Origin of the sequence: Variovorax paradoxus, from assembly GCF_000834655.1 — a bacterium.
GTDB lineage: Bacteria > Pseudomonadota > Gammaproteobacteria > Burkholderiales > Burkholderiaceae_C > Variovorax > Variovorax paradoxus_F.
In genome coordinates, this window is the sequence record NZ_JXQQ01000028.1 from 126,648 (window position 1) to 151,298 (window position 24,651).

Genomic DNA, 24,651 nt, shown 5'->3' on the forward strand with positions numbered 1-24,651 from the left:
ATCGAATGAGCGCAGCGCGTACAAGGCCGCCGCCCGTTGCCGCTTCTCACCCCAGCGCGTCGTTCACCTGCTCGTTGAATTCGGTCTGGCTGAGCGCCGTGCCGATTTCACGCGGCAGCGCATCGCGCACCGAGAACACCCCCAGGATCTTCGCCCCCGACACCAGCGGCAGGTGCCGGAACCCGCGCTCCAGCATCAGCACCACGGCGTCGGACACGAGCGTCTCGGGCGGCACGCAGATCGGGTTGGGCGTCATGACCTCGCGCACCGGCGTGCGGTCGGGGTCGAGCCCCTTGGCGAGCACGCGGGTCATGAGGTCGCGCTCGGTGAGGATGCCCAGCAGCGTGTCGGGCAGCTCCATGACGAGCACGCTGCCGCAGTTGGCGCGCGTCATCACGCAGGCGGCGTCGCGCACGCTGGCCTGGGGGCCCAGGCTGATCACGTGCTTGCGCGAGACGGATTGGAAAACGGTGCGCTCGGCCATGGTGCGCCCTCCAAAAGAGTCGTCAATGGTGCCGCTGGCGTCGGCTCAGCGCAAGGAGGCGTTCAGCTTTTCGAGCGCCTGGGCACCGGGGCACAGCGCGTCGGTCTCCAGCGTGTTGAGCGGCCGGTCGCAGGTGTTGAGCGCCGTGTGCAGGTCGGTGGCCAGCGGGTCGACGTAGAGCAGCCCCGTCACCACCTCCCCCATTGCGTGGTGGCGCTGCATGTAGGCCATCGCGGCGTAGCGGTCGCCGGGGTTGTAGTCTGGGTGCAGGCTTCGCAGCCGCAGCAGCGTGCCGTCGTGCTGGCGCACGTCCATCACCTCGCCCGGGCCGATGTCGGCAGTGATTTCTTCTCGCCCGCTGATGAAGTCGATGCGGCTCACCGCCTCGTTGTGCTCGCGCACGTAGTCGTAGCTCTTGGTGCTGCCGGGGTGGTTGTTGAAGGCCACGCAGGGGCTGATGACGTCGATGAAGGCCGAGCCGCCATGGCTGATCGCGCCCTTGATGAGCGGCACCAGCTGCGCCTTGTTGCCCGAGAAGCCGCGCCCCACGTAGCTCGCACCCAGCTGCAGCGCCAATGCCACCAGGTCCACCGGGCTGTCGGTGTTGACCACGCCCTTCTTGCTCTTGGAGCCCTGGTCGGCCGTGGCCGAGAACTGGCCCTTGGTGAGACCGTAGACGCCGTTGTTCTCCACGATGTAGGCCATGCGCACGCCGCGCCGCATGGCATGCGCGAACTGGCCGAGGCCGATGGACGCCGAATCGCCGTCGCCCGAGACGCCGAGGTACAGCAGGTCGCGGTTGGCCAGGTTGGCGCCGGTCAGCACGCTGGGCATGCGGCCGTGCACGGTGTTGAAGCCGTGCGAGGCACCGAGGAAGTAGTCCGGCGTTTTCGAGCTGCAGCCGATGCCCGAGAGCTTGGCCACGCGGTGCGGCTCGATGTCCAGCTCCCAGCAGGCCTCGATGATCGCGGCGGAAATCGAGTCGTGGCCGCAGCCGGCGCACAGCGTGGAGATCTTGCCTTCGTAGTCGCGCCGCTTGTAGCCGACCTTGTTGGTGGCCAGCGTCGGGTGGTGCAGCCGTGGCTTGGCGAGGTAGGTCATGCGGACTCCTTCGTATCTGTGGCCGCGCGCAAGGCCTGCGACTTCTGCACATGCGCGACGATCGCCTGGCCGATGAAGCGCGCCGTGATCGGCGTGCCGTCGAAGTGCAGCACGCGCACCAGTCGGGCGGGGTCGAAGTCCAGCTCGTTGACCAGCAGGCTGCGCATCTGCGCATCGCGGTTCTGCTCGACCACGAACACCTGCCGGTGGTCGGCGAGGAACTGCGCCACGCTGTCGGGAAACGGAAACGCGCGCAGCCGCATCGCATCGAGGTGGATGCCCTCTTCTTCCAGCGCCTCGAGCGCCTCGTGCATCGAGGGGCTGGTCGAGCCGAAATAGATCACGCCCAGGTCGGTCTTTTCTGCCGCGGGCCGCAGCACAGGCTGCGGCACCATCGTGGCCGCGGTCGCGAACTTCTTCAGGAGCCGCTCGACGTTGTAGATGTAGTCCGGCCCGCGCTCCGAATACCGCGCGTACGCATCGCGCGTGGTACCGCGGGTGAAGTAGCTGCCCTTGGTCGGGTGGGTGCCCGGCAGCGTGCGCCAGGGGATGCCGTCGCCGTCCACGTCCTTGTAGCGGCCGAAGTCGCGGCCCGCCTCGAGCTCTTCGGCGGTCATGACCTTGCCGCGGTCGTAGGCCTTGGCGTCGTCCCACACGAAAGGCTCGCACAGGCGCTGGTTCATGCCGATGTCCAGGTCGGTCATGAGGAACACAGGCGTCTGCAGGCGGTCGGCCAGGTCCAGCGCGGCCGCCGCGTGCTCGAAGCACTCGTGCGGGTCTTCGGGAAACAGCAGCACGTGCTTGGTGTCGCCGTGCGAGGCGTAGGCGCACGAGAGGATGTCGGCCTGCTGCGTGCGCGTGGGCATGCCCGTCGAGGGTCCGCCGCGCTGGACGTTGATGAGCGTGACCGGGATCTCCGCGAAGTACGCGAGGCCGATGAACTCGGTCATCAGCGAGATGCCTGGCCCCGAGGTCGGCGTGAAGGCGCGCGCGCCGTTCCATCCGGCGCCCACCACCATGCCGATGGAGGCGAGCTCGTCCTCGGCCTGCACGATGGCGAAGCGGTGCTGGCCGGTGGCGGGGTCCACGCGGAACTTGGTGCAGTACTTCTGGAACGCCTCGGCCACCGACGACGAGGGCGTGATCGGGTACCAGGCCGCAACCGTTGCGCCGCCGTACACGCAGCCCAGCGCCGCGGCGCTGTTGCCGTCCACGAAGATGCGGTTGCCGACGCGGTCGGCACGCCGCACCTTGATGCCCAGCGGCTCGCGCAGGTTCTCGCGCGCGAAGTCGCAGCCCAGGTGCAGCGCCTGCACGTTGGAGGCCAGCAGCTTCTCCTTGCCCTTGTACTGCTCGCCAAAGAGCTTCTCGACCACCTCGGGCTCGATGCCCAGGAGGATGGCCAGCGCACCCACATAGACGATGTTCTTGAAGAGCTGACGCTGCCGCGGGTCCTGATAGACCGCGTTGCAGATCTCGGTGAGCGGCATGCCGATGACGCGGATGTCGTCGCGAAACTTCGAGGGCGGCAGCGGCCGCGTGCTGTCGTAGAAGAGGTAGCCGCCGGGTTCCAGCTCGGCCACGTCGGCATCCCACGTCTGCGGATTCATCGCCACCATCATGTCGGTGCCGCCGCGCCGCCCGAGGTGGCCAGCCTCGGTCACCCGCACCTCGTACCAGGTCGGCAGGCCCTGGATGTTGCTCGGGAAGATGTTGCGCGGGCTTACCGGCACGCCCATGCGCAGGATGGCCTTGGCGAAGAGTTCGTTGGCCGAGGCCGAGCCCGAGCCGTTGACGTTGGCGAACTTGATGACGAAGTCGTTGATGCCTTCGATCTGCGGAACGATGGGCGCCACGCTCCTCGCCGCATCGCGTGCTTCGTCGTCTCCCGGGAAGGCGTTCGCGCCTTCGGGCGGCCGTACGGCGCTCATTGGAGTACCTCCGTGCTTCGCACTGCGGTGCGAGCTTGCTTGGGGCGGCCCGGCGCGGCGCTCATGCCGTTACCTCCAGTTCTTGCCTGTGCCCCGCCGGCGTCATCTTCAGCAGGAACTTCTGCATGTCCCACGCGCCCGTCGGGCAGCGCTCGGCGCACAGGCCGCAGTGCAGGCAGACGTCTTCGTCCTTGACCATCACGCGGCCCGTCTTGAGGCCGCCGGACACGTACAGGTCTTGCGTCAGGTTCAGCGCGGGCGCTTTCAACCGCGTTCGCAGTTCGGCCTCTTCGCCGTTGGCGGTGAAACTGATGCAGTCCATCGGGCAGATGTCCACGCAGGCATCGCACTCGATGCAGGCGGGTTCGTTGAACACCGTCTGCACGTCGCAGTTGAGGCACCGCTCGGCCTCCTTGAATGCGGTGGCGGCGTCGAAGCCCAGCTCCACTTCGACGCGGATGCTCGCGAGCGCCGTCTCGGCCTTCGCCCACGGCACCTTGTAGCGCAGGTCGTTGGAGGTGTCGTTGTCGTAGCTCCACTCGTGGATGCCCATCTTCTGCGACACCAGGTTGGTCATCGGCGCGGGGCGCTCGTACACCGGCTCGGCACGCAGCAGCTTGTCGATCGACACGGCCGCCTCATGCCCGTGGGCAACGGCGGTGATGATGTTCTTGGGGCCGAAGGCCGCATCGCCGCCGAAGAACACGTGGGGCACCGTCGATTGGAAGGTGTCCTTGTCGAGCGTGGGCAGGCCCCACTTGTCGAATTCGATGCCGCTGTCGCGCTCGATCCACGGGAAGGCGTTTTCCTGGCCCACCGCGACCAGCACTTCGTCGCATTCGAAGAAGGCGTCCGGCTCGCCGGTGGGCACCAGCGTGCGGCGGCCCTTGTCGTCGTACTCGGCGCGGACCACCTCGAAGGTCATTCCCTTCAGCTGGCCTTGGTCGTGCACGAAGGCCTTGGGCACGTGGAAGTTGACGATCGGAATGCCCTCGTGCTGCGCGTCTTCCTTCTCCCAGGGCGAGGCCTTCATTTCGTCGAAGCCGCTGCGCACGATGACCTTCACGTCGGTGCCGCCCAGGCGCCGGGCCGACCGGCAGCAGTCCATGGCCGTGTTGCCGCCGCCCAGCACGATCACGCGTTGGCCGATGCTCGTGATGTGGCCGAACGACACGGAGTTGAGCCAGTCGATGCCGATGTGGATGCTGGCAGCCGCTTCCTTCCGGCCGGGCACGTCGAGGTCGCGCCCGCGCGGTGCGCCGCAGCCGATGAAGATGGCGTCCCACCCCTGGCCCATCAGCGCCTTCATCGAGTCGATGCGTTCGCCGCCGCGGAATTCGACGCTTAGGTCCAGCACGTAGCCGGTCTCCTCGTCGATCACCGATTCAGGCAGTCGAAAGCGCGGGATCTGCGTGCGGATGAAACCGCCGGCCTTGGCCTCGCCGTCGAACACCGTCACCTCGTAGCCCAGCGGCGCCAGGTCGCGCGCGACCGTGAGCGAGGCCGGCCCCGCGCCGACGCAGGCGACGCGCTTGCCGTTCTTCGGCGCGGGCTTGGGCATGCGCTCGCGCACGTCCTCCTTCATGTCGGCGGCCACGCGCTTGAGCCGGCAGATGGCCACCGGCTCGGGCGCCTGGGCGTTGCTTTCTTCCACCCGCCCGCGCCGGCAGGCCGGCTCGCACGGCCGGTCGCAGGTGCGCCCCAGGATGCCCGGGAAAACGTTGGACGCCCAGTTGATCATGTACGCGTCGCCGTAGCGGCGCTGCGCGATCATGCGGATGTACTCCGGGACGGGGGTGTGCGCCGGACAGGCGTACTGGCAATCGACGACCTTGTGGAAATAGGCCGGGTTGGCAATGTCGGTTCGCTGCAATGCGTTTCTCCTGACAGTCGCCCTGGCCCCGAAGGGGCCGTCATGTGGGTTTGGCGCAGTATGCGCCGCACTGGCGGCTGCACCACCTTGGTGAAATCCCGCAGCAGCCGGGCCTTCGGGCTCACATAGAACCTCCCCGAACGATGTGCGCGCCCCACATTGGATTCGGGCTCCGGTCTGCCCAGACTGTGGTCGCCCGCCGCCATTGCCTTGGATGTCGGGTCAAAGACGGCCGGCAGCCGCGCTGACGGCCACGACAACAGAGACAAACGGAGACTTCACCATCATGATTCGCCACTTGCGCGCCGGCACCGCCTGCGCAGTCCTTGCCCTGCTGCAGCTGAGCGCCTGCGGCGGCGGGGGAAGCAACAACCCCGTGTTCACGCCCATCCCCCCGGCCACGACGCCGCCTGCGACCGACCCGCCACCCAGCGAACCGCCTCCGGTGGTCACCTCTCCGCTGCAGCGCGCCACCGTCTACGGCAGCGTGCTGGGCAACGACGATTCAGCTGCGACCGGCACCTACAGCTGGAAGGGCGTGCCCTTCGCCAAGCCGCCGGTTGGCGACCTGCGCTGGAAGGCGCCGGTCGACCCGGAGCCCTGGGCCGCCGTCAAGACGACGCAGAAGCTCGGCAACGCCTGCGTGCAGACCGGCCGCCTCTACGGCCCGGGCCAGAACAACCAGTACGACGCGACCATCGGCACCTCCATCGGCAAGACCACGGGCGCCGAAGACTGCCTCTACCTCAACATCTGGGCGCCGTCGACAGCCAAGGCGACCGACAAGCTGCCCGTCATCGTCTTCGTCTACGGCGGCAGCAACATCACCGGCTACACGGGCGACCCGGTGTACGACGGCGCGGCGCTCGCCAAGGCGGCCAACGCGGTCGTCGTCACGGTGAACTACCGCCTCGGGATCATGGGCTTCCTCGCCTCGCCGCAGCTCAAGACCGGCGCCGATGCGAACGACGATTCCGGCAACTACGCGATCCTGGACCTCATCAAGGGCATGAAGTTCGTCAACGCGAACATCACGGCCTTCGGCGGCGACCCCGGCAACGTCACGCTGATGGGCCAGTCGGCCGGCGCCGTCAACATCTACGCGCTGATGGTCTCGCCGCTGGTGGCCAATGCCAAGCCGGCCCTCTTCCATCGGCTGGTTCCGCTGAGCGGCGGCGTCGCTACGGCCTCGACGCAGCCGAACCAGGTCAATGCGCTCCTGCGCGCCCTGCTGGTCGCCGACGGCACCGTGGCGGACGATGCCGCGGCCGCGACCTACATCGCCGGCCAGAGCAACGCCGATCTGGCCGCCTACCTGCGGTCCAAGAGCGCCGACACCCTGCTGCAGACGGTGCTCAAGAAGCTGGTGCCGCTGGGCCTCTCGGCCTCCAACCCGCTGAACGACGGCACGGTGGTCCCGGTCGATCCGATCGCGGCGATCAATGCCGGCAAGTTCCTGAAGGTGCCGGTGCTGGCGGGCTACACGCGCGACGAGACCAAGCTCTTCCCGCAGAACCTGGCCACCTCGCCCGCATTCGGCGGCATCAGCGGCCGGCTGCTCGACGACCCGACCGTGTTCTCGATGGCCTACAGCTACGACCCGAACGCCGCGCCCACCACGTCGCTCGAGCAATGGATCCCCGGCCAGTACCTGCCCGTCACGACGCCGGTGACCGGCTTCAACGCGAGGACCGACCTGTACAACCAGTACTTCTTCATTGCGCTGCGCAAGCAGATCTTCCCGGTGCTGCAGTCGCAGAACGTGCCGCTCTGGTGGTACCAGTTCAACTGGGACAAGTCGCCTGCGCCGTTCAACGACATCTTCGGTGCCGCCCACACCTTCGACCTGCCGTTCGTGTTCGGCAACTTCGGGCCGTCGCTCTATTCGAAGTTCGCGAACTCGAAGGCGAACGAGCCGGGCCGGCTGGAGCTCTCGGACGCGATGATGAAGAGCCTCGCGGCGTTCGCCCGCAGCGGCGATCCCAACAACGCGGCGCTGGGCGTGAACTGGCCGCAGTACCCGGCGATGCTGAACTTCGACGCCTCGTTGACGGCCAAGGCGATCACGTTGCAGTAGCCGCCGCGCGTCGGCCGGCATCCTGTCCGGCCGATGCGGGCGCAGCGTTCATGGGGCGATGCCGCGCTGCGCGTCTTCGTCCGCTTCGGCAACCACGCGGAACATGGTCCGCTTCGTGTTCGTGAAGTGAGGCCGCGCGATGTCGCTCCACGCGGTGGCGCGCACCGCCAGCCAGGGCGGCGAGCCCAGCACGTCGTCGCGCAGCAGGTCGTAGCAGGCCAGCGACAGCGGGCCGGCGCCGCGATTGAGGAAGCGCATCGCCCGCACGCAGCCGGGCACCGCCGCAAGGCCGGGCATGTGCTCGGTGTCGTACCAGCGCGAGATCTCGTCGAGCCAACCCGCCTCGGGGTCGGTTTCGACGACGTAGTGAAAGCGCGCGCGCTCGCCGGCGGAGGCGCCCGCGAAATCGCGCATCGCTTCGAGCGGCGATGCACGTAGCTCGCTCGCCCAATCGCATCGCGCCTGGAATGCCGCGGCGATCGCATCGCCATCGGGCGCTTCGATCGCATGCGACTTCAGGTAGACGTAGGCCTGCGAGCCATCGAGGCTGGATGCCGCGCGATGCAGCACGAGCGCGGCGTCGTTGCCGCGACAGAACGCGCGGGCATCCGCGCCGATGCGCAAGGCCGCAGACGGCGCGGTGCGCATCTGCAAAAGAACGAAACGGGGTGCGGCGTGTTCTTGCATCGGCGTCAATCGGGCTTGATCTTCTTGGCGCGAACCACGGCCGACCACTTGGCGCTGTCGCGCGCCAGCAGCGCGCTCAGTTCGGCGGGGCTGGAGGGCGCGGGCTCGGCGCCCGAGGCCATGAGCCGGCTCTTCACGCCCTCGTTGGCGAGCGTGCGGCGCAGCGCCTGGTTCATCGCGTCGGCCACGCCGGCCGGCGTTCCCTTGGCCGCGAACAACGCATACCAGTTGTCCGAATCGACGCCGGGAATGCCCATCTCCAGGAAGGTCTTGACCTCGGGCAGCAGCGGATGCCGCTTCGAGGCCGCAATGCCGATGGGCTTGAGCTTGCGGCTGGTGATGAACGGCAGCAGCCCCGGGATGTCGCCGAAGAAGCCGTCCACATGCCCCGCGAGCACGTCGGTGATGGCGGGTGCAGCGCCCTTGTAGGGCACGTGCAGCAGCGGCGTCTTCGCGGCGTCCGAGAGCAGTTCCATCGCCAGGTGCGGCACGCTGCCGGTGCCCGACGAGGCGAGCGTCAGAGGCTGCTTGCTCTTCTTCGCGGCGGCCACGAACTCGGCGCCGGTGTTGTACGGCGCGTTCGCCCCGACCACCAGCACCTCGACGTTGCGCACCACCAGCGAGATGGGTGCCAGGTCCTTCGCCGGGTCGTACATGAGCTTCTCGTACAGCGACGGATTGATCGCGACCGCGCCCACGCTGGTGAGCCACAGCGTCTGCGCATCGGGCGCCGAGCGCGACACGTACTCCGCCGCGATGCCGCCGTTGGCGCCCGCCTTGTTCTCGACGATGACCTGGTGTCCGATTTCCTTGCCGAGCTGCTCGGCGATCGCGCGGGCCACGAAATCGACCGGACCGCCCGGCGGGAATGCGACCACGATGCGCGTGATCCTGTCCTGCGCCTGGGCGGATGGAAGGCCAGCGGCCGCGAGCGCGGCGGCGGCCAGGCCATGCAGGCAGTGGCGCCTGTGAACGAGCATGTTCTTCATCCAGAGTCTCCTTGATGGTTCTTGTGCGAAAGCCGGTCGGTCAGTCGCAGCGCACGGACATGCCGCCGTCCACCACGATCTCGGTGCCCGTGACGAAGCGCGCCTCGTCGGACGCCAGAAAGAGCGCCGCCGCGGCGGTGTCGCGCCCATCGCCCATGAAGGGCAGCGGAATGCGCGCCTGGCGTTGCGAGAGCAGCGCCTGGACGTCGCCACCGGCGCGCTGGCCGGCCAGCCGCGTCTCGACCATCGGCGTGTGAAGCTGCCCCGGCACCACCGTGTTCACGCGAATGCCCTGCCCCGCGTACTGCACCGCGAGCACGCGGGAGAACTGCATCACCGCCGCCTTGGTGGAGGCGTAGGCGATCTGGGCGGCACCGGTCCAGCGCGTGGCCGAGGTCGATGCAAGGTTGACGATGGCGCCGCCGCCCTGGGCCAGCATGTGCGGCAGCACGTGCTTGCAGGTGAGGAACACGCTTTTCAGGTTGTGGTCGACCTGCGCGTCCCACACCTCTTCGGACATCTCGACCGGCCCGCCCTTGGCCGAGCCGCCCACGTTGTTGACCAGCACGTCGATGCGGCCGAAGCGCTCGATGCACTGCGCGACCATCGCCTCGATCGATGCGGCCTGCGTCACGTCGCAGGCCGCGCTCGCGAAGACGCCGCCGGCCTGCGTGATGAGTTCGGCGGTCTCGCGCATGCGGTCCACGTCGCGGTCCACGCCGAACACCTGCGCGCCCTCCTGCGCAAAGCGCACTGCGATCGCGCGGCCGTTGCCCCAGCCGGGCCCGACCGAGCCCGCGCCGGTGACGAGCACGACCTTGCCGCCGAGGCGGCGCACGGTGGGTTGAAAGAAATCTGCTGCTGTAGTCGTCATGCGTCGAACCGGTAGAAGTCGAGGGGATTGCGCACCAGGATCTGCTCGCGCAGCGCTGCGTCCGGCGCGATCTGCGCCAGCGCATCGACAAGCACGCCGTCGTCCGGCACGTGGTGATGGTTGGGATGCGGCCAGTCGCTGCCCCAGAGGCAGCGCTCGGGGAACTCGTGGGCCAGCAGGTGCGCGAGCGCGATGCCGTTGGCGTAGTCCGCGCCGGCCGAGATGCGGTCGATGCCGCTGAGCTTCACGCGAAAGAGAGGGTTGCGAAGCAGCGCGCGCAGCGCCGCGAAGTCGGCATGCCCTGCGCCAAGCGAGGCATCGACGCGCCCCATGTGATCGATGACCACCGGCACCGCGCTGCGCGCGAGCGGCGCGGCCAGCGCGTGCACCAGGCTGCTCTCGAAATGCACCTGCAGGTGCATGCCCAGCGGCGCCAGCCGGCGCGTGAAGGCGACGATCTCGTCCACGCTGGCCGAGGCGCCCAGGTGTTTCATGAAGTTGAAGCGCACGCCGCGAAAGCCGGCTGCGGCCAGGCGCGCGAGCTCGGCGTCGGCAACGGCAAGCGGCACCAGCGCCACGCCCAGGTAGCGCCCGCCGCCCGCGGCGATCGCGTCCTCGATCACGCGGTTGTCGAAGCCGTGCACCAGCGACTGCACGATCACGCAGCGGTCGATGCCCAGGTGCTCGTGCAAGGCGAAGAGTGCCTCCTTCGGCGCGTCGGCCGGCGTCCAGTTCAGCGCGTCGGAAAGCGGGAACCGCGCGGCCGGCCCGAAGATGTGCACATGCGCGTCGCAGGCGCCGGGCGGCAGCCGCAGACGCGGCGCCGAGGGCCGCGGGTTGTAGGTCAAGGTGCTTGGCATGTCGTTGTCTCTCTCGATGGAATTGTGTGGCTGTGCCTGTGGGCTGGAATTTGCTTTTTCCGGATATCAGCTATCCGTAAAATGCATCGCCCATGGACCTCACGCGCCTCAACTATTTCGTCGCCGTCGTCGAGGCGGGCAGCTTCAGCCGGGGCGCCGCATCGCTGCACATGTCGCAGCCGGCGCTGAGCCGGCAGATCCTCCTGCTCGAAGAAGAAGCCGGCCAGCCGCTGCTGGTGCGCACGGGCCGCGGGGTCGAGGCCACCGAGTCGGGCCTCGCGTTGCTCGCGCATGCGCGGGCGATCCTCGAGATGGCCGACCGGGCGCGCGCGGACATGCAGGAGCGGCGTGCCAGCCCGCACGGCCGCGTCGTGGTGGGCCTGCCGCCGCGCGTGGCGCACGTGCTCGCGGCCGACCTGGTGGAGCGCTTTCGCGCGAAGTTTCCCGATGCGGTCATCAGCGTGGTCGAGGGCCTGAGCATTCGCCTGCGCGAGTGGCTGGTCGCGGGCAAGCTGGATCTTGCGATCCTGTTCGATCCGCCGCCCTCGCCCCAGATGCAGGAGGAAACGCTGGCGCGCGAGCCGCTGATCGTGATCGGCCCCGAGCCGCTGCCGCGCCGCATGAAGCTGGCCGACGTCGCGGCGCTGCCGCTGGTGATGCCGAGCGGTCCGAACGCGCTGCGCCAGCTGCTCGAACGCGAAACCAAGCCGCGCGGCATGCCGCTGTCGATCGTCGCGGAGGTCGACTCGGTGCAGACCGTGCTGTCGCTGGTGGCGCGCGGCGTCTCGTACACGGTGCTGCCGCAGAGCGCGGTGCGGCTGTGGACGTACGACAAGCCGCTGCACCGTGCGGCGATCCATGCGCCGGCCATCCGCAACCGCATCGTTCTCGCCATTCCGAAGGCCCGGCCTGCGACGCGGCCGAGCCGCTGGGCCGCGCAGGTGCTGCGCGAACTGGCACTGGAGCACTACGGAAGCGCCAAGGCCGAATGACGTTCAGTGCCCGATCTCGAGCGCCACGAGAAAGCGCGACACCATGTTGTAGGCGCCGACCGTGACCATCGCATCGACCACCTGCTGCGGCGTGAAGCGCGCGCTGACCCGCAGGTAGAGGGCCGCCGGCACCTCGATGCCGTTCGTCATGGCATCGGTCAGTTCGATGAGCAGCGCCTCGTCGTCCGACAGGCCCGCCCCGATGCTCGCCGGGTCCGACAGCGCATCGACCGCCGCCTGCGAGGCGCCCGCCTGCAGCGCGATGGGCACATGCGCGTCGTATTCGTAGCGTGCCCTGTTGAGCACCGCCACACGCAGGATGACCAGCTCGCGCGCCGCCTCGGGCAGGCTGTTGTGGCGGCGCACGGCCGTCAGCAGTTGCTCCCAGCCATGCGCCATGGGCGGGCTGTTGAGCAGCACCTGGTAGAGCGGCGAGACGCGGCCGCGCTGCTTCGCGATTTCCGCTTCGAGCGTGGCGAGTTCGGGGCGGCTTCCGGGTTCGACGGGGGAGATTCGCATGATGGTTTCGGTTCGAAGATGAAAAGGAAAAAAGGTCTGCGCTCAGATCATGGGCGTCGCTGCACCGTCCATGGCAATGGTGGCGCCGGTCACGTAGCTCGCGCGGTCCGAGGCGAGAAAGACCACCATGTCGGCAATCTCGCGCGGCTCGGCGGGACGGCCGATGGGAAGCGTGGCGCCTGGTGCGGCCGGTGCGGGCCGGCCTTCGAGCGCGGCGAGCCGGGCTTCGGCTTCCTGCCTCTGGCGCAGCCGCTCGGTGGCCACCTGGCCCGGATTGAGCGCGTTGATGCGCACGCCCTGCCGCGCATAGGCAGCCGCCATGCCGGCGCTTGCAAGAAGCAGCGCGGCATTGGCGGCACCGCCCGCCAGGTGCGTCGGGTTGGCGACCTTGCCGCCCGCGCCGACGATGTTGACCACGCTGCCTGCGCCGCGCGCGGCCATGCGCTGCACGGCCGGCGCCATGACGTGGATGTAGCTGAAGAACTTGGCCTGCATCGCGTCGCTCCACGCCGCGGCATCGAGCTCGTCCGGCGGCCTGCGCCTGGCGGCGCCCGCGCAGTTGACCAGCACGTCGAGCGGGCCCGACGCGGCCTCGATCGCATCGAGCGCGGCAAGCGCCGATGCGGAGTCGCGCAGGTCGGCGGCATGCCAGGCGACGCTGCCTTCTGCATTCAACGACTGCGCAGCCGTGCGCAAGGCCGCGTCGTCGCGCGACAGCATCGTCACCCGCGCGCCTTCGGCCAGAAAGGCCTGCGCGCACGCGAAGCCGATGCCACGGCTGGCACCGGTCACGAGCACGTGGCGCCCGGCAAGTCCGAGGTCCACCGCGCTCAGCCCCGCTTTTCGAGCAGCCCGCCGTCGACCGGCAGGATCACGCCCGTGATGTAGCGTGCCTCGTCGGAGGCGAGGAACAGCGCCGCGTTGGCCACGTCCCAGGCCGTGCCCATGCGGCCCATCGGCACCAGCGCCTCGCGCTCGGCGCGGATCACGTCGCGCGAGACGCCGCGCTCCTGCGCGCGGCGCTCGATGGCCATGGGCGTATCGATCAGCCCCGGCAGGATCACGTTGGCGCGGATGCCGTGGCGGGCGTTCTCCATCGCGATGTGCTGCGTCATCGTGTTGACCGCGCCCTTGCTGGTCTTGTAGGTGATGCTCGGGCGCGCCGCCAGCGACGAGGTCGAGGAGATGTTGACGATGCAGCCCGACTGCCGCTCGATCATGTGCGGCAGCACGTGCTTGCAGGTCATGAACATGCCCTTGAGGTTCATGGCCATGATGTTGTCCCAAGCGTCGGCGTCCATCTCGACCGTCTTGCGGTCGCCCTTGGAGCGGCCCACGTTGTTGTGCAGGATGTCGATGCGGCCATGCCGCTCGATGCAGGCGGCAGCGATCGCCGCGCAGTCGGCCTCGCGCGTGATGTCCGCGCGCAGCACCGAGGCGCTGCCGCCGAGTGCGGCAACGGCATCGCGGGTGCTTGCGGCCCATTCTTCGTTGATGTCCACCAGCAGCAGCGTCGCGCCCTCCTGTGCGAAGCGCTCGGCGGTCGCGCGCCCGTTGCCCACCGTGTCGCCCGGCTGCTGCCCCGCGCCCACGATGATGGCGATCTTGCCTTCCAGTCTTCCTGTGCCCATGTCGGTTCCGTTGTTCCTGTGTGTGATTCGTTGTCGAGCTCAATCGATCGTGATGTGCCCGTCGGTGACGACCTTGCGCCAGCGTGCCTCTTCCGCGCGCATGAACTTCGTCATCTCCTGCGGCGAGTTGACCGCCACGGTCAGGCCCTCGCCCGCGAGTCGCTCGCGGTAGGCCGGCGCTTCGGCGGCCTTGCGCAGCGCCGCGTTCAGGCGCTCGAGGACGGCCGGCGGCGTGCCGCCCGGCGCGAAGATCGCGTACCAGACCTCCGCGCTGTAGCCGGGAATCGTCTCCGCGATGGCCGGCACGTTCTTGTAGGCGGCCGAGCGCTGCGGCGAGGTCACCGCCACAGCGCGCATCTTTCCGCTCTCGACGAACTTGGCCACGCCGCCGGCCGTGCCGAACACCATGTCGATCTGCCCGCCGAGCAGGTCGGTGTAGGCCGGGCCCGCGCCGCGGTAAGGCACGTGCGTGATGTCGACCTGCGCCATGTTCTTGAACAACTCGCCGGCCAGGTGCACGGCCGAGCCGTTGCCGGAGGACCCGTAGTTCAGCTTGGCCGGATTGGCCTTGGCCGCCTTGACGACGTCGGCGATCGTCTTGTAGGGGCTGTTGGGCCGCGTGACCAGCACGTTGGGGCCGTGGCAGATGAGGCCCACTTCGGTGAAGCCCTTCTCGGTGTCGTAGGGCAGGCTCTTGACCAGCGAGGCGTTGATCGCGAGCGCCGAGGTGGTCAGGAGCAGCGTGTAGCCATCGGCGGGCGCCTTGGAGACGATGTCCGAGCCGATCACGGTGCCGGCGCCGGCCCGGTTGTCGATGACGACCGGCTGCCCCAGTTCGACCGCGAGCGCCTGGCCGAGCACGCGGCCGACCACGTCGGTACCGCCGCCGGCGGTGAAGGGAATTACCACGCGCAACGGTCGCGACGGAAAGGCATCGGCGGCGCGTGCCGTGGTGCCGATGAAGAGGGCCGGGGCGCCGGCGAGGGCCGTGCCGGCCGTGGCCATGCGCAGCACGGCGCGGCGCTGCAGGCTGGGAAATTTCAAGATCGTCTCCTTGTTCTGTCTGGCAACGCCCTCGTGAAAAGGCATCGCGGCGAACAGGAAGTCTAGGAACGCAGGCGCGCCCTGCTTTGACGATTCGGCAAAGCTCCTTTTCCGGCGCCTAGGTGCCCCGGCCCTCGCCGGACACCAGGTGCGCAAGGAATTCCTGCGCCGCCGGCGACAGCGCCGCCCGGTCGCCCACGCACACCCACAGCTGCCGGTGCGCCCAGTCGTCTTCCAGCGGCAGCACGACCAGGCCCATGCGCGCCTCGTAGTTGCGCGCGATCCCCACCGGCACGATCGCCAGCCCCAGGCCCTCGCGCACGAGCTCGCAGCGGGCCTCGGGGTTGGACACCTGCGCGCGCACCCGCAGCGGACGCGTCAGCGCGGGCGCGATCAGCTGCATGAACTCCTCCACGCTGTGGCGCGGGAAGTAGCCGAGGAAGTCGTAGTCGAGCGCGTCTTCGAGCCGCAGCGTTTCCCGCCGGGAAAGCGGATGGCCGACCGGCACGACGAGCCCGACGCGGTCGGTGCGGTAGGGCATCGACACCACGCCGGCCGCCGGATGCGCCGCGTGATAGACGCCGATGTCCGCCTCGCCGTCGGCCACGATGCGCGGCACGTCGTAGCTGAAGGCTTCCATCAGATCGACCCGCGAGCCCGGCGCCTTGCGCGAGAAGCTGCTGATCTCCGAAGGCAGGAACTGCTGCACCGCCGACGAATTGGCGACCAGCCGGATCTTGGGCACGCCGCTGGCCGAGTACGCGCCGAGCGATGTCTGCACCTGCGCGAGCGTGCGCAGGATCGCCTTGGCCTGCTGGTAGAGCATCGCGCCCGCGGGCGTGGCCTCCACGCCCCGGCCATGGCGGCGCAGGAGGCGCGTGCCCAGCTGGCGCTCCAGCTCGGTGATGCGCTTGCTCGCGGCGGAGGTGACGACATGCACCCTGTCGGCCGCACGCGAGAGGCTTTTCTCCTCGATGGCAGCCACGAGGATTTCGAGTGAGGCGATGTCCATCGCCCGATTTTCTGCCATCGGGCGGCTACGGCGCCCGATGGCTTCGATTCACTCCGCCTCGATCTTCGCGGCCTCCACCACCTTGCCCCAGCGCACGAACTCGGCCTTGCTGAAGTCGGCGAGTTGCCTGGCATTCATGTAGTCGGCCGTCGCCCCCAGCTCGGCCGCCTTCTGCTGGAAGGCCGGTGTCGCCACGATCTTCGAGATCTCGGCATTGAGCCGGTCGATCACGGGCTGCGGCGTCTTGGCCGGCGCAAACACCGCGAACCACGAGGTCGCGTCGAGGTTCGGCAGGCCCACCTCCGCGGCCGTCGGCACGCCCGGCAGCGAAGCCACGCGCGTCTTGCCGGTCACGGCGATGGCGCGCAGCTTGCCCGACTGGATGAACGGCATGAAGGGCGGCGGCGTGCCGAAGGTCATGTCGACCTGGCCGCCGAGCAGGTCCTGCAGCGCCGGGCCCGTGCCTTTGTAGGGAATGTGCGTGATGCTGATGCCGGCCTGCTGCTCGAGCATGGCGCCCGTCACGTGCTGCAGCGAGCCGGGGCCCGACGATGCGAAGGTGAGCTTGCCCGGGTGCGCCTTGGCGTAGGCGATCAGCTCGGACATGTTCTTGACCGGCACGTCCGCGCGCACCACCACCACCTGCGGCGCGCTCAGCACGTTGGCCACCGCGCGCAGGTCTTCGGGCGCCCACTGCTTCTGCTTGACCACGTGCGGGGAAATGACGTGGTAGCCCGAGTACTGCATCAGGAGCGTCTGGCCGTCGGGCTCGGCGCGCTTGACCTGCACGGCCGCGATCACGCCGCTGGCGCCCGACTTGTTGTCCACAATGACCGACTGGCCCAGCGCCTTGCCGAGCGGATCGGCCAGCATGCGCCCCGCGATGTCGGTCGTGCCGCCCGCCGCGGCTCCCACCACCATCGTGACGGGGCGCGTGGGATAGGTCTGCGCGAAGGCGCCGGTGCCGATCAAGGCGGCGAATGCGGTCAGCGCGCAGAGGCTGCGGCGTGCCGGCGACGAGGGATTCGGATGCTGTCTCATGTCGTTGTCTCCTGGTTTTCTGTTGAAGTCGAATCGATGCGAATCAGTGATCGCGCGCAAGCGCCCGCGCGCGCGTGGCTTCGAAGTCGGCCGGCACCGGATGCAGGTCGAGCCGGCGGCCGGCCTTCGCGATCTGGCTGGGCGTGTCGTGGCCGATGAGCGCCGGCAGGCGCCGCGCGGCGGCCATCAGCGCCGGCGTGTCGATGCCGGTGTCGTAGCCCATGAGCTCCAGCGCGTGCGCGATGTCCTCGCTGCACACGTTGCCCGAGGCGCCCGGCGCATAGGGGCAGCCGCCGATGCCGCCGATCGAGGCGTCGAAGCAGCGCGCCCCCGCATCGATGGACGCGAGCACGTTCGCCAGGCCCATGCCGCGCGTGTTGTGGAAGTGCAGGGTCAGGTCGGTGCCGGGCCAGCGTGCGATGAATTCGCACACCATGCGCGCGACCTGCCCCGGGTAGGCCATGCCCGTGGTGTCGCACAGCGTGATGCCGGTCGCGCCGACTTCGTCGACGAAGCGCCCGCACCATGCGAACACGTCGCTCTCGGCGAGGTCGCCTTCGATCGGGCAGCCGAAGCTGCACGAGAGCGACACGTTCACCGCCACGCCGGCCTGCCGTGCGAGCGACGCCACTTCGGACAGGCCGCGCAGCGATTGCTCGCGCGTCATGCGCAGGTTGGCGAGGTTGTGGCTTTCGCTGGCCGACATCACGAGGTTCATTTCGTCGGCCCGCGCATCGATGGCGCGCTCGGCGCCGCGCACGTTGGGCACCAGCGCGCTGTAGGCCACGCCGGGCACGCGCTCGATCTCGCGCAGCACGATCTCGGCATCGGACAGCGCGGGAATCGCCTTCGGCGAAACGAAGGCCGTGACTTCGATCTTCGCCATGCCGGCGCGCGAGAGCGCATTGACCAGCGCGATCTTGTCCTCCGTCGGCACGAACGCCGCCTCGGCCTGCAGCCCGTCGCGCGTGCCGACCTCGAACATCCTGATGCGCTGCGAGGCGCCATTCCATACCGTGTTGTTCATGCAACCACCTTTCTGCCGCGCAAAGCGGCAATGTCGTCGGCGGTAAAGCCGAGTTCGTCCAGGACCGAATCCGTGTCGTCGCCCAGGCCCGGCGCCGAGGAGCGCACCGTGCCCGGCGTGCCCATGAGCTTGGGCACCACGCCGGGCACCTCGATGTCGTGGCCGTCGCGCGTGCGCTGTTGCAGCAGCATGTCGCGCGCGCGGTAGTGCGGGTCTTCGCAGATGTCCCTGGCGGTGTAGACCTTACCGGCCGGCACGCGCGCCGCGCCGAGCACGTCGAGCACCTCGGTCACCGGTCGCACAAGCGTCCAGGCCTCGATGGCGCGGTCGAGTTCTTCCACGCGGGCCACGCGGCCCGCGTTGTCGGCGAGCGCCGCGTCGGCACCGAGGTCGTCGCGCCCGATGGTCTGCATCAGCCGCTTGAAGATGCTGTCGCCGTTGCCCGCGATCAGCACGAAGCCGTCGCTGCAGCGGTAGGCGTTCGACGGCGCGATGCCGGGCAGCGCGCTCCCGGCGGGTTCGCGCACCGCGCCGAACGCGCTGTACTCCGGCACCAGGCTTTCCATGACGTTGAACACCGCCTCGTTGAGCGCGACGTCGATCACCTGCCCCTTGCCGCCATTCACCTTGCGGTGATAGAGCGCCGTGAGCACGCCGATGGTGCCGTGCAGCGCGGCCAGCGTGTCGCCGATGGAGATGCCGCAGCGCACCGGCACCTGGCCCGGCTCGCCGGTGAGGTGGCGCAGCCCGCCCATCGCCTCGCCGATGGCGCCGAAGCCCGGCAGGTCGCGGTACGGGCCGGTCTGCCCGTAGCCCGAGATGCGCAGCATCACGAGGCCGGGGTTCAGCGCAGAGAGCACGTCGTAGCCCATGCCCCAGCCCTCGAGCGTGCCGGGGCGGAAGTTCTCGATCAGCACGTCGGCCTCGGCGATGAGCTTGCGCGCGATGTCCTGGCCTTCGGTGCTGCGCAGGTCGAGCGCGATCGAGCGCTTGTTGCGCGACTGCACCTGCCACCAGACCGAGGTGCCCTCCTGGATCAGCCGCCAGTTGCGCAGCGGGTCGCCGCTGCCGGGCGGTTCGATCTTGACGACGTCGGCGCCGAATTCGCCGAGCGTCTTGCCTGCGAAGGGGCCTGCGATGAGCTGGCCCATCTCGATGACGCGCACGCCTTGCAAGGCGCTGGGGGTGGGTAGAGTGGAAGCCATGTGTTGTCTCCGTGGAGTGCAAGCGATGTGCTGCACCCGATGCCCGGATTCTGGTCAGCCGGCCCCTTGGAGGGAACGACAAAGGCACGCACCCAGCTTTCGCGGATCGCGAAAGCCCGAAGGGGTTAACCCGCGCAGAGGTGGTCGATGAGGGTGCGCACGTGGCGCGGCACCGCACCCGCATCGCGCAGGCCGATCACCAGGCGCCGATGCGTCCAGTCGTCCTCGAGCGTGATCTCGCGCAGGTTCATCGAGCGCAGGTGCGGCTGGATCGCCTCGCGCGGCAGCACCGCCACGCCCATGCCCGCGGCGACCATCTGGCACATCGCATCGAAGCTGCGCACCTGGATGCGCAGCTTCAGGCGCCGCCCCAGCGTCTCGCTCGCGGCGTGCAGCCGCTGCGCGAGCGAGGTGGCGCCCGAGAGGGTGACGAAGTCGAAGTCGCAGGCCTCTTCGAAATGCACGCTCTTGCGGCGCGCGAGCGGATGGACGCGCGGCACCACCAGCACCAGGCGGTCTTCGCGGTAGTTGACGATGTCCAGGCCCAGCGTGGGCGTGCGGTCCGCGAAGATGCCGACGTCGGCGCGGCCTTCGAGCACGGCCAGCACGATCTCGCTGCTGTTCTGCTCTTCCAGCTCGATGCGGATGCCCGGGTTGGCGGCCACGAAGCTCGCGAGCTCGCGCGGCAGGAACTGCGTCACGGCCGAGGTGTTGACCCACAGGCGCACCACGCCCACCACGCCCGAGGCGTAGTCGGACAGGTCGGCCGCGAGCTGGTCGACGTCGTTCAGGATGCGCTGCGCGTGCCGGTGCAGTGCGTCGCCCGCGACGGTGAGCGTGACGCCGCGCGAATGGCGCTCGAAGAGTTCGGTGCCGACCGCGCCCTCCAGGTCGGAGATGCGCTTGCTCGCCGCGCCCACCGCCAGGTGCGCAAGCTCGGCGCCCTTGCTGATGCTGCCGGTGCGCACCACGAGGTTGAAGAGCGAGAGCGAGACGAGGTCGAGGCGGTGCAGGTTCACGGCTGCGTGCGGCGCTTGGAATCGAAATGAAAACGGGGCCATTGTGCGCGCCGGAACGTGGTCGCGCGCTCGACGGTTTCCCTTTTTGCACTTGCCTTTCTTAGGCCCGAATGAGCGACTGAGCACCGTGCCTGGTTATTGCAGCAGGCGAAAACGCACCGGAGGGCGATCCGTAAGATCGCGCCCCAACGCCGCGAGGCGCAACGAGACCACGCATGAAAACCAGGTTATGGATGGCGACGCTGGCCGTCATCGCGGCAGCGGCCGCAGGCGCGGGGGCGTATGCATGGCAACCGTCCATCGACGCCCTGCCCGAGCGCCCCGTCCCGGCCGTCAACCAGGCGCAGCTCGCACAAGGCGCGCGCATCGCGGCGCAGGGCGACTGCATGGTCTGCCACACGAGTGCCCACGGCAAGCCCTACGCCGGCGGCCTGCCGCTGAAGACGCCCTTCGGCACCATCTACAGCACCAACATCACGCCCGACACGGCCACCGGCATCGGCAGCTGGTCGCTCGCGGCCTTCGAGCGCGCGATGCGCTCGGGCGTCTCGCGCGACGGGCACCTCTTGTACCCGGCCTTTCCCTACGCGCACTTCACGCGCGGATGACAGAGGAAGACGTCGGCGCGCTCTACGCCTACCTGATGGCGCGCACGCCCGCCGAATCCAGGCCGCCGGAGAACGATCTCGTGTTTCCGCTCGGCTTCAGGCCGCTGGTAGCGGGATGGAATTTGCTGTTCCTGCAGAAGGGGCCGCTGTCCACGCCCGATGCACCGGCCACGCCGCAGTCGGCCGAATGGCTGCGCGGGCAGTACCTCGTCGAGGGCGCGGGGCACTGCGCGGCCTGCCACACGCCAATGAACATGCTCGGCGCCGAGAAGAGCGGCCAGGCCTTCGCGGGCAACCTGATCGATGGCTGGGAGGCACCGCCGCTGAACGCGCTGGCATCGAAATCGCCGAAGCCGTGGACGCGCGAGCAGCTCGTGGCCTACCTGCGCACCGGCCTCTCGGGCGAGCACGGCGCCGCCTCCGGCCCGATGCGCCCGGTAACGCAGCACATGGCCGACGTGCCCGAAGCCGACGTGCGCGCGATCGCGACGTACATCCTCTCGCTCGACACCAAGGCGCCGCCGCCGTCCGCACCGACTGCAACTGCACCCACGCCCACACCCCCACCGGCTGTCGCAGCTGCGGGCCAACGCATCGACAGCGGCGCGGTCCTGTTCGCCGGCGCCTGCGCCGGCTGCCACGCCGCCACCGCCCCGATGGGCACGATCGGCGAGCGGCCCTCTCTGGCCCTGAGCACCGCCATCAACGCAGACAGCGCGCGCAACGCGATCCGCACGGTGCTCGGCGGCAATCCGTGGAACGGCTCCACGCCGGCGCATTTCATGCCGCCTTTTGCCGATGCATTGACCGATGCGCAGATCGCCGAAGTCCTGGCCTACGTGCGCGCCAGTTCCACGCCACGGCCCGCCTGGCCCGACCTGGAGAAGGAAGTCGCCCACATCCGCAACGAGGCATCGCCGAAATGATCACCCTGACCGTCAACGGCACCGACCACGCACTGGACATCGACCCCTCGATGCCGCTGCTCTACGCGCTGCGTAACCACCTGAAGCTCAATGGCGCGAAGTACGGCTGCGGCCTCGGCCAGTGCGGCGCCTGCACCGTCATCGTCGACAAGCGCCCGGTGTTCTCGTGCCTCGTGCCGGTGTCGGCCGTGGGCAAGCGCGCGGTGCGCACCATCGAGGGCCTGGGCAGTGCCGAGAAGCCGGCGCCGATCCAGAAGGCCTTCATGGACCAGCAGGCCGCGCAGTGCGGCTACTGCATCGCCGGCATGGTGATGCGCGCGCAGGCGCTGCTCGACGAGCGGCCCGGTGCGAACGAAGAAGAAATCCGCCGCCACATGCAGCCCAACCTCTGCCGATGCGGCACGCACATGCGCATCGTCGCCGCGATCGTGCAGGCCTCGCAGACGATGGCGGGCAAGGGAGCGGCCGTATGAGCGCGCAGCTTCGCGATCCTTCGCGCCGCCACTTCCTCACGGCCGGCTCGCTGACGGTGAGCTTCGCGCTCTGGCCCTCCGCCTCCGCATTGGCGCAGCAGGCCACCGAAGCCGCGGCCCCGGTCGCGGTCGACGGCGGCGCGGCCAGGTTGCCGGGCGACCTCGGCAGCACGCCGATGCTCGATGCGTGGATTCGCATCGACGAGAAAGGCGCGATCACCGTGTTCACCGGCAAGGCCGAGCTCGGCACGGGCATCCGCACCGCATTCATCCAGATCGCCGCCGAGCAACTGGGCGTGCTGCCGCCGGCCATCCACCTCGTCACCGCGGACACCGGCGCCACGCCCAACGAGGGCTACACCGCCGGCAGCCATTCGACGGCCGACAGCGGCACGGCCATCCTGCATGCGGCTGCGCAGGTGCGCACCTTGCTGCTGGGCACGGCCGCCGCGAAGCTCGGCGTGGCGGCCGATCAGCTCACGGCACGCGACGGCAAGATCTCGGCAGCCGATGGGCGCTCGCTGAGCTACGGCGATGCGGTCAGCGGCCTCGACCTGCACCGCCGTGCAGAGCCGCGCTCCGAACTTGTCGAGCCTGCGAAGCACCGCGTCATCGGCCAGTCGCTGCGCCGCGTGGACATTCCGGGCAAGGTCACGGGCGGCGCGAGCTACGTGCAGGACATGCGCCTGCCGGGCATGGTGCATGCGCGCATCGTGCGCCCGCCGTCGTATGGCGCCACGCTCACGGCGCTCGACAGCGCAGCCGTCGAGAAGATGCCGGGCGTGCTGAAGGTGGTGCGCGACGGCAGCTTCGTCGCAGTGGTTGCGGAGGACGAGTGGCAGGCCATCCAGGCGATGCGCGCATTGACCGGCGCCGCGCGCTGGCAGCCGCAGGCCGCGCCGCTGCCCACGCCCGCCACCATCGCCGACACGTTGATGAAGCTGCCGGCCCGCGAGATCCATGTCGGCGACCGGCACGGCGCCGCGGCGCCCGCCGCGAAGACGCTGCACGCCCGCTTCACCAAGCCCTACCTCGCGCACGCCTCGATCGGACCTTCGTGCGCGGTGGCGCAGTTCGATGCGCAAGGTGCAAGGCTCAGCGTCTGGACCCATTCGCAGGGCGTGTTCCCGATGCGCGCGGCGCTGGCCGAGCTGCTGTCGATGAAGCCCGAGGACATCCGCTGCATCCACGTCGAAGGCTCGGGCTGCTACGGCCACAACGCCGCCGACGATGCGGGCGCCGAGGCCGCGCTCATCGCGCGCGCCCTGCCCGGCAAGCCGGTGCGCGTGCAGTGGATGCGCGAGGACGAGTTCACCTGGGAGCCCTTCGGCCCCGCGATGGTCACCGACGTGAAGGCCTCGCTCGATGCCGACGGGCGCGTGGTCGATTGGCAGTACGAGATCTGGAGCAACTCGCACAACCAGCGCCTGGACAACGCCGGGCGCTTCATTTCCGCGCAGTACCTGGCCAAGCCCTTCGTGCCCGCGCCGCCCAAGCCGATCCCGATGCCCGAGGGCGGCGGCGACCGCAACAGCCTGCCGCTGTACAACTTTGCGAACTACGAGGTGCAGCACCACTTCCTGCCCGACATGCCGGTGCGCGTCTCGGCGATGCGAGGCCTGGGCGCGTTCATGAACGTCTTCACCATCGAGAGCTTCATGGACGAGCTGGCCGCGGCCGCGGGCGCCGACCCAGTCGCGTTCCGGTTGAAGCACCTGGACGATCCGCGCGCGCGCGACGTGGTCAACCTGGCCGCGCAGCGCTTCGGCTGGGATGCGAAGCGAAAGCGCGTGCCCCACCGCGGCGTGGGCTTCTCGTTCGCGCAGTACAAGAACCTCATGAGCTATCTCGCGCTCGCGGTCGAGATCTCGATCGTGCCGGAGACCGGCGAGGTGCGCATCGAGCGCGCGGTGGCGGCCATCGACTGCGGGCAGGTGGTCAACCCCGACGGCGTGCGCAACCAGGTCGAGGGCGGCATCCTGCAATCGACGAGCTGGGCGCTGTTCGAAGAGGTGCAGTACGACACCCAGCGCATCCGCAGCCACGACTGGAGCGGCTACCCGATCATGCGGTTCTCCGAAGTGCCGCGAAAGGTGGAGGTGCACCTCATCGACCGCCCCGGCGCGCCTTTTCTCGGGACCGGCGAAGCCTCGCAAGGGCCGGCGCCGGCAGCGATGGCCAACGCGATCGCCGATGCCACCGGACGGCGCCTGCGCACGCTGCCGCTGGCGGCCGAAGGCCGGCTCAAGGAGTACCGCACAGGCTGAGGGGCACGGTC

Annotated in this window: 21 protein-coding genes and 1 pseudogene; 5 read left to right on the plus strand and 17 right to left on the minus strand. The window is 69.2% G+C overall.

The genetic code is table 11. The annotated features are described in order from the left end of the window. Nucleotides 1–46: 46 nt before the first annotated feature. From RT97_RS13095 to RT97_RS13110, 4 genes are all read right to left on the minus strand, one after another. Nucleotides 47–484: a CBS domain-containing protein gene (locus tag RT97_RS13095; protein WP_042579206.1), complete on the minus strand. Its 438-nt coding sequence runs from the start codon at nt 482–484 to the stop codon at nt 47–49. Nucleotides 485–529: 45 nt separating this feature from the next. Then, complete coding sequence (locus RT97_RS13100; RefSeq protein ID WP_042579207.1) at nt 530–1,585, minus strand: 2-oxoacid:ferredoxin oxidoreductase subunit beta; 1,056 nt, start codon at nt 1,583–1,585, stop codon at nt 530–532. Continuing rightward, on the minus strand, nt 1,582–3,516 hold the full coding sequence (locus RT97_RS13105) for a 2-oxoacid:acceptor oxidoreductase subunit alpha (RefSeq protein ID WP_253278225.1): 1,935 nt from the start codon (nt 3,514–3,516) through the stop codon (nt 1,582–1,584). The genes RT97_RS13100 and RT97_RS13105 overlap by 4 nt, the downstream gene beginning before the upstream one ends. 61 nt (nt 3,517–3,577) lie before the next feature. Beyond that, complete coding sequence (locus RT97_RS13110; RefSeq protein ID WP_042579208.1) at nt 3,578–5,389, minus strand: FAD-dependent oxidoreductase; 1,812 nt, start codon at nt 5,387–5,389, stop codon at nt 3,578–3,580. A gap of 286 nt (nt 5,390–5,675) precedes the next feature. Here RT97_RS13110 and RT97_RS13115 point away from each other — a divergent pair, with 286 nt between their 5' ends. Beyond that, nucleotides 5,676–7,466 (plus strand): carboxylesterase/lipase family protein, encoded by a 1,791-nt coding sequence (locus RT97_RS13115; RefSeq protein ID WP_042579209.1) that lies wholly within the window; start codon nt 5,676–5,678, stop codon nt 7,464–7,466. A gap of 48 nt (nt 7,467–7,514) precedes the next feature. On the opposite strand, the gene RT97_RS13120 is transcribed toward RT97_RS13115, so the two are convergent. From RT97_RS13120 to RT97_RS13135, 4 genes are read right to left on the minus strand one after another with little or no spacing between them, the layout of a single operon-like run. After that, nucleotides 7,515–8,153, minus strand: coding sequence for a hypothetical protein (locus tag RT97_RS13120; RefSeq protein WP_155403804.1), 639 nt, complete (start codon nt 8,151–8,153; stop codon nt 7,515–7,517). Between the two features lie 5 nt (nt 8,154–8,158). Next, nucleotides 8,159–9,142: a Bug family tripartite tricarboxylate transporter substrate binding protein gene (locus RT97_RS13125; protein WP_042579210.1), complete on the minus strand. Its 984-nt coding sequence runs from the start codon at nt 9,140–9,142 to the stop codon at nt 8,159–8,161. A 40-nt stretch (nt 9,143–9,182) separates the two neighbouring features. Continuing rightward, nucleotides 9,183–10,016: an SDR family NAD(P)-dependent oxidoreductase gene (locus RT97_RS13130; protein ID WP_042579211.1), complete on the minus strand. Its 834-nt coding sequence runs from the start codon at nt 10,014–10,016 to the stop codon at nt 9,183–9,185. After that, nucleotides 10,013–10,876 carry an amidohydrolase family protein gene (locus RT97_RS13135; protein ID WP_042579212.1) on the minus strand — a complete coding sequence of 288 codons (864 nt, stop codon included), beginning with the start codon at nt 10,874–10,876 and terminating at the stop codon, nt 10,013–10,015. The genes RT97_RS13130 and RT97_RS13135 overlap by 4 nt, the downstream gene beginning before the upstream one ends. 92 nt (nt 10,877–10,968) lie before the next feature. On the opposite strand from RT97_RS13135, the gene RT97_RS13140 reads away from it, so the two are divergent. Further along, nucleotides 10,969–11,868: a LysR family transcriptional regulator gene (locus tag RT97_RS13140; protein WP_042579213.1), complete on the plus strand. Its 900-nt coding sequence runs from the start codon at nt 10,969–10,971 to the stop codon at nt 11,866–11,868. Between the two features lie 3 nt (nt 11,869–11,871). On the opposite strand, the gene RT97_RS13145 is transcribed toward RT97_RS13140, so the two are convergent. The 9 genes from RT97_RS13145 to RT97_RS13185 all read right to left on the minus strand — a co-directional run bounded on the left by RT97_RS13145 (nt 11,872) and on the right by RT97_RS13185 (nt 20,366). Then, nucleotides 11,872–12,387 (minus strand): carboxymuconolactone decarboxylase family protein, encoded by a 516-nt coding sequence (locus RT97_RS13145; protein ID WP_042579214.1) that lies wholly within the window; start codon nt 12,385–12,387, stop codon nt 11,872–11,874. 42 nt (nt 12,388–12,429) lie between these two features. Beyond that, nucleotides 12,430–13,212 (minus strand): SDR family NAD(P)-dependent oxidoreductase, encoded by a 783-nt coding sequence (locus RT97_RS13150; RefSeq protein ID WP_042579215.1) that lies wholly within the window; start codon nt 13,210–13,212, stop codon nt 12,430–12,432. A gap of 5 nt (nt 13,213–13,217) precedes the next feature. Then, nucleotides 13,218–14,018, minus strand: a complete 801-nt coding sequence (locus tag RT97_RS13155) for an SDR family NAD(P)-dependent oxidoreductase (protein WP_042579216.1) — start codon at nt 14,016–14,018, stop codon at nt 13,218–13,220. Between the two features lie 39 nt (nt 14,019–14,057). Continuing rightward, nucleotides 14,058–15,062: a tripartite tricarboxylate transporter substrate binding protein gene (locus RT97_RS13160; RefSeq protein WP_253278226.1), complete on the minus strand. Its 1,005-nt coding sequence runs from the start codon at nt 15,060–15,062 to the stop codon at nt 14,058–14,060. 118 nt (nt 15,063–15,180) lie between these two features. Next, nucleotides 15,181–16,074 (minus strand): LysR family transcriptional regulator, encoded by an 894-nt coding sequence (locus RT97_RS13165; protein WP_042579217.1) that lies wholly within the window; start codon nt 16,072–16,074, stop codon nt 15,181–15,183. 48 nt (nt 16,075–16,122) lie between these two features. Then, the gene (locus RT97_RS13170) at nt 16,123–17,115 is read right to left on the minus strand and encodes a Bug family tripartite tricarboxylate transporter substrate binding protein (protein WP_042579218.1); all 993 of its coding nucleotides are present in this window, start codon (nt 17,113–17,115) and stop codon (nt 16,123–16,125) included. Between the two features lie 43 nt (nt 17,116–17,158). After that, on the minus strand, nt 17,159–18,142 hold the full coding sequence (locus RT97_RS13175; protein WP_042579219.1) for a hydroxymethylglutaryl-CoA lyase: 984 nt from the start codon (nt 18,140–18,142) through the stop codon (nt 17,159–17,161). Further along, entirely contained in the window at nt 18,139–19,347 is a 1,209-nt protein-coding gene (locus RT97_RS13180) for a CaiB/BaiF CoA transferase family protein (protein WP_042579220.1), read from the minus strand. The genes RT97_RS13175 and RT97_RS13180 overlap by 4 nt, the downstream gene beginning before the upstream one ends. A 125-nt stretch (nt 19,348–19,472) precedes the next feature. Beyond that, the gene (locus tag RT97_RS13185) at nt 19,473–20,366 is read right to left on the minus strand and encodes a LysR substrate-binding domain-containing protein (RefSeq protein WP_042579221.1); all 894 of its coding nucleotides are present in this window, start codon (nt 20,364–20,366) and stop codon (nt 19,473–19,475) included. Nucleotides 20,367–20,581: 215 nt separating this feature from the next. Between RT97_RS13185 and RT97_RS13190 the strand changes: the two are divergent. The 3 genes and pseudogenes from RT97_RS13190 to RT97_RS13200 all read left to right on the plus strand — a co-directional run bounded on the left by RT97_RS13190 (nt 20,582) and on the right by RT97_RS13200 (nt 24,640). Next, nucleotides 20,582–21,900 (plus strand): annotated as a pseudogene (locus RT97_RS13190) (c-type cytochrome). Then, nucleotides 21,897–22,373: a (2Fe-2S)-binding protein gene (locus RT97_RS13195; protein WP_042579222.1), complete on the plus strand. Its 477-nt coding sequence runs from the start codon at nt 21,897–21,899 to the stop codon at nt 22,371–22,373. The pseudogene RT97_RS13190 and the gene RT97_RS13195 overlap by 4 nt, the downstream one beginning before the upstream one ends. Then, nucleotides 22,370–24,640: a xanthine dehydrogenase family protein molybdopterin-binding subunit gene (locus RT97_RS13200; RefSeq protein WP_042579223.1), complete on the plus strand. Its 2,271-nt coding sequence runs from the start codon at nt 22,370–22,372 to the stop codon at nt 24,638–24,640. The genes RT97_RS13195 and RT97_RS13200 overlap by 4 nt, the downstream gene beginning before the upstream one ends. The last annotated feature ends 11 nt before the right edge of the window (nt 24,641–24,651 follow it).

Excerpts from the sequence above, each read along its gene's own strand:
- RT97_RS13180 (WP_042579220.1), bottom strand. The coding sequence starts at position 19,347 with ATGGCTTCCACTCTACCCACCCCCAGCGCCTTGCAAGGCGTGCGCGTC.
- RT97_RS13195 (WP_042579222.1), top strand. The coding sequence starts at position 21,897 with ATGATCACCCTGACCGTCAACGGCACCGACCACGCACTGGACATCGAC.
- RT97_RS13125 (WP_042579210.1), bottom strand. The coding sequence starts at position 9,142 with ATGAAGAACATGCTCGTTCACAGGCGCCACTGCCTGCATGGCCTGGCC.
- RT97_RS13140 (WP_042579213.1), top strand. The coding sequence starts at position 10,969 with ATGGACCTCACGCGCCTCAACTATTTCGTCGCCGTCGTCGAGGCGGGC.
- RT97_RS13120 (WP_155403804.1), bottom strand. The coding sequence starts at position 8,153 with ATGCAAGAACACGCCGCACCCCGTTTCGTTCTTTTGCAGATGCGCACC.
- RT97_RS13130 (WP_042579211.1), bottom strand. The coding sequence starts at position 10,016 with ATGACGACTACAGCAGCAGATTTCTTTCAACCCACCGTGCGCCGCCTC.
- RT97_RS13135 (WP_042579212.1), bottom strand. The coding sequence starts at position 10,876 with ATGCCAAGCACCTTGACCTACAACCCGCGGCCCTCGGCGCCGCGTCTG.
- RT97_RS13105 (WP_253278225.1), bottom strand. The coding sequence starts at position 3,516 with ATGAGCGCCGTACGGCCGCCCGAAGGCGCGAACGCCTTCCCGGGAGAC.
- RT97_RS13095 (WP_042579206.1), bottom strand. The coding sequence starts at position 484 with ATGGCCGAGCGCACCGTTTTCCAATCCGTCTCGCGCAAGCACGTGATC.
- RT97_RS13145 (WP_042579214.1), bottom strand. The coding sequence starts at position 12,387 with ATGCGAATCTCCCCCGTCGAACCCGGAAGCCGCCCCGAACTCGCCACG.
- RT97_RS13155 (WP_042579216.1), bottom strand. The coding sequence starts at position 14,018 with ATGGGCACAGGAAGACTGGAAGGCAAGATCGCCATCATCGTGGGCGCG.
- RT97_RS13200 (WP_042579223.1), top strand. The coding sequence starts at position 22,370 with ATGAGCGCGCAGCTTCGCGATCCTTCGCGCCGCCACTTCCTCACGGCC.
- RT97_RS13115 (WP_042579209.1), top strand. The coding sequence starts at position 5,676 with ATGATTCGCCACTTGCGCGCCGGCACCGCCTGCGCAGTCCTTGCCCTG.
- RT97_RS13165 (WP_042579217.1), bottom strand. The coding sequence starts at position 16,074 with ATGGACATCGCCTCACTCGAAATCCTCGTGGCTGCCATCGAGGAGAAA.
- RT97_RS13170 (WP_042579218.1), bottom strand. The coding sequence starts at position 17,115 with ATGAGACAGCATCCGAATCCCTCGTCGCCGGCACGCCGCAGCCTCTGC.
- RT97_RS13100 (WP_042579207.1), bottom strand. The coding sequence starts at position 1,585 with ATGACCTACCTCGCCAAGCCACGGCTGCACCACCCGACGCTGGCCACC.
- RT97_RS13175 (WP_042579219.1), bottom strand. The coding sequence starts at position 18,142 with ATGAACAACACGGTATGGAATGGCGCCTCGCAGCGCATCAGGATGTTC.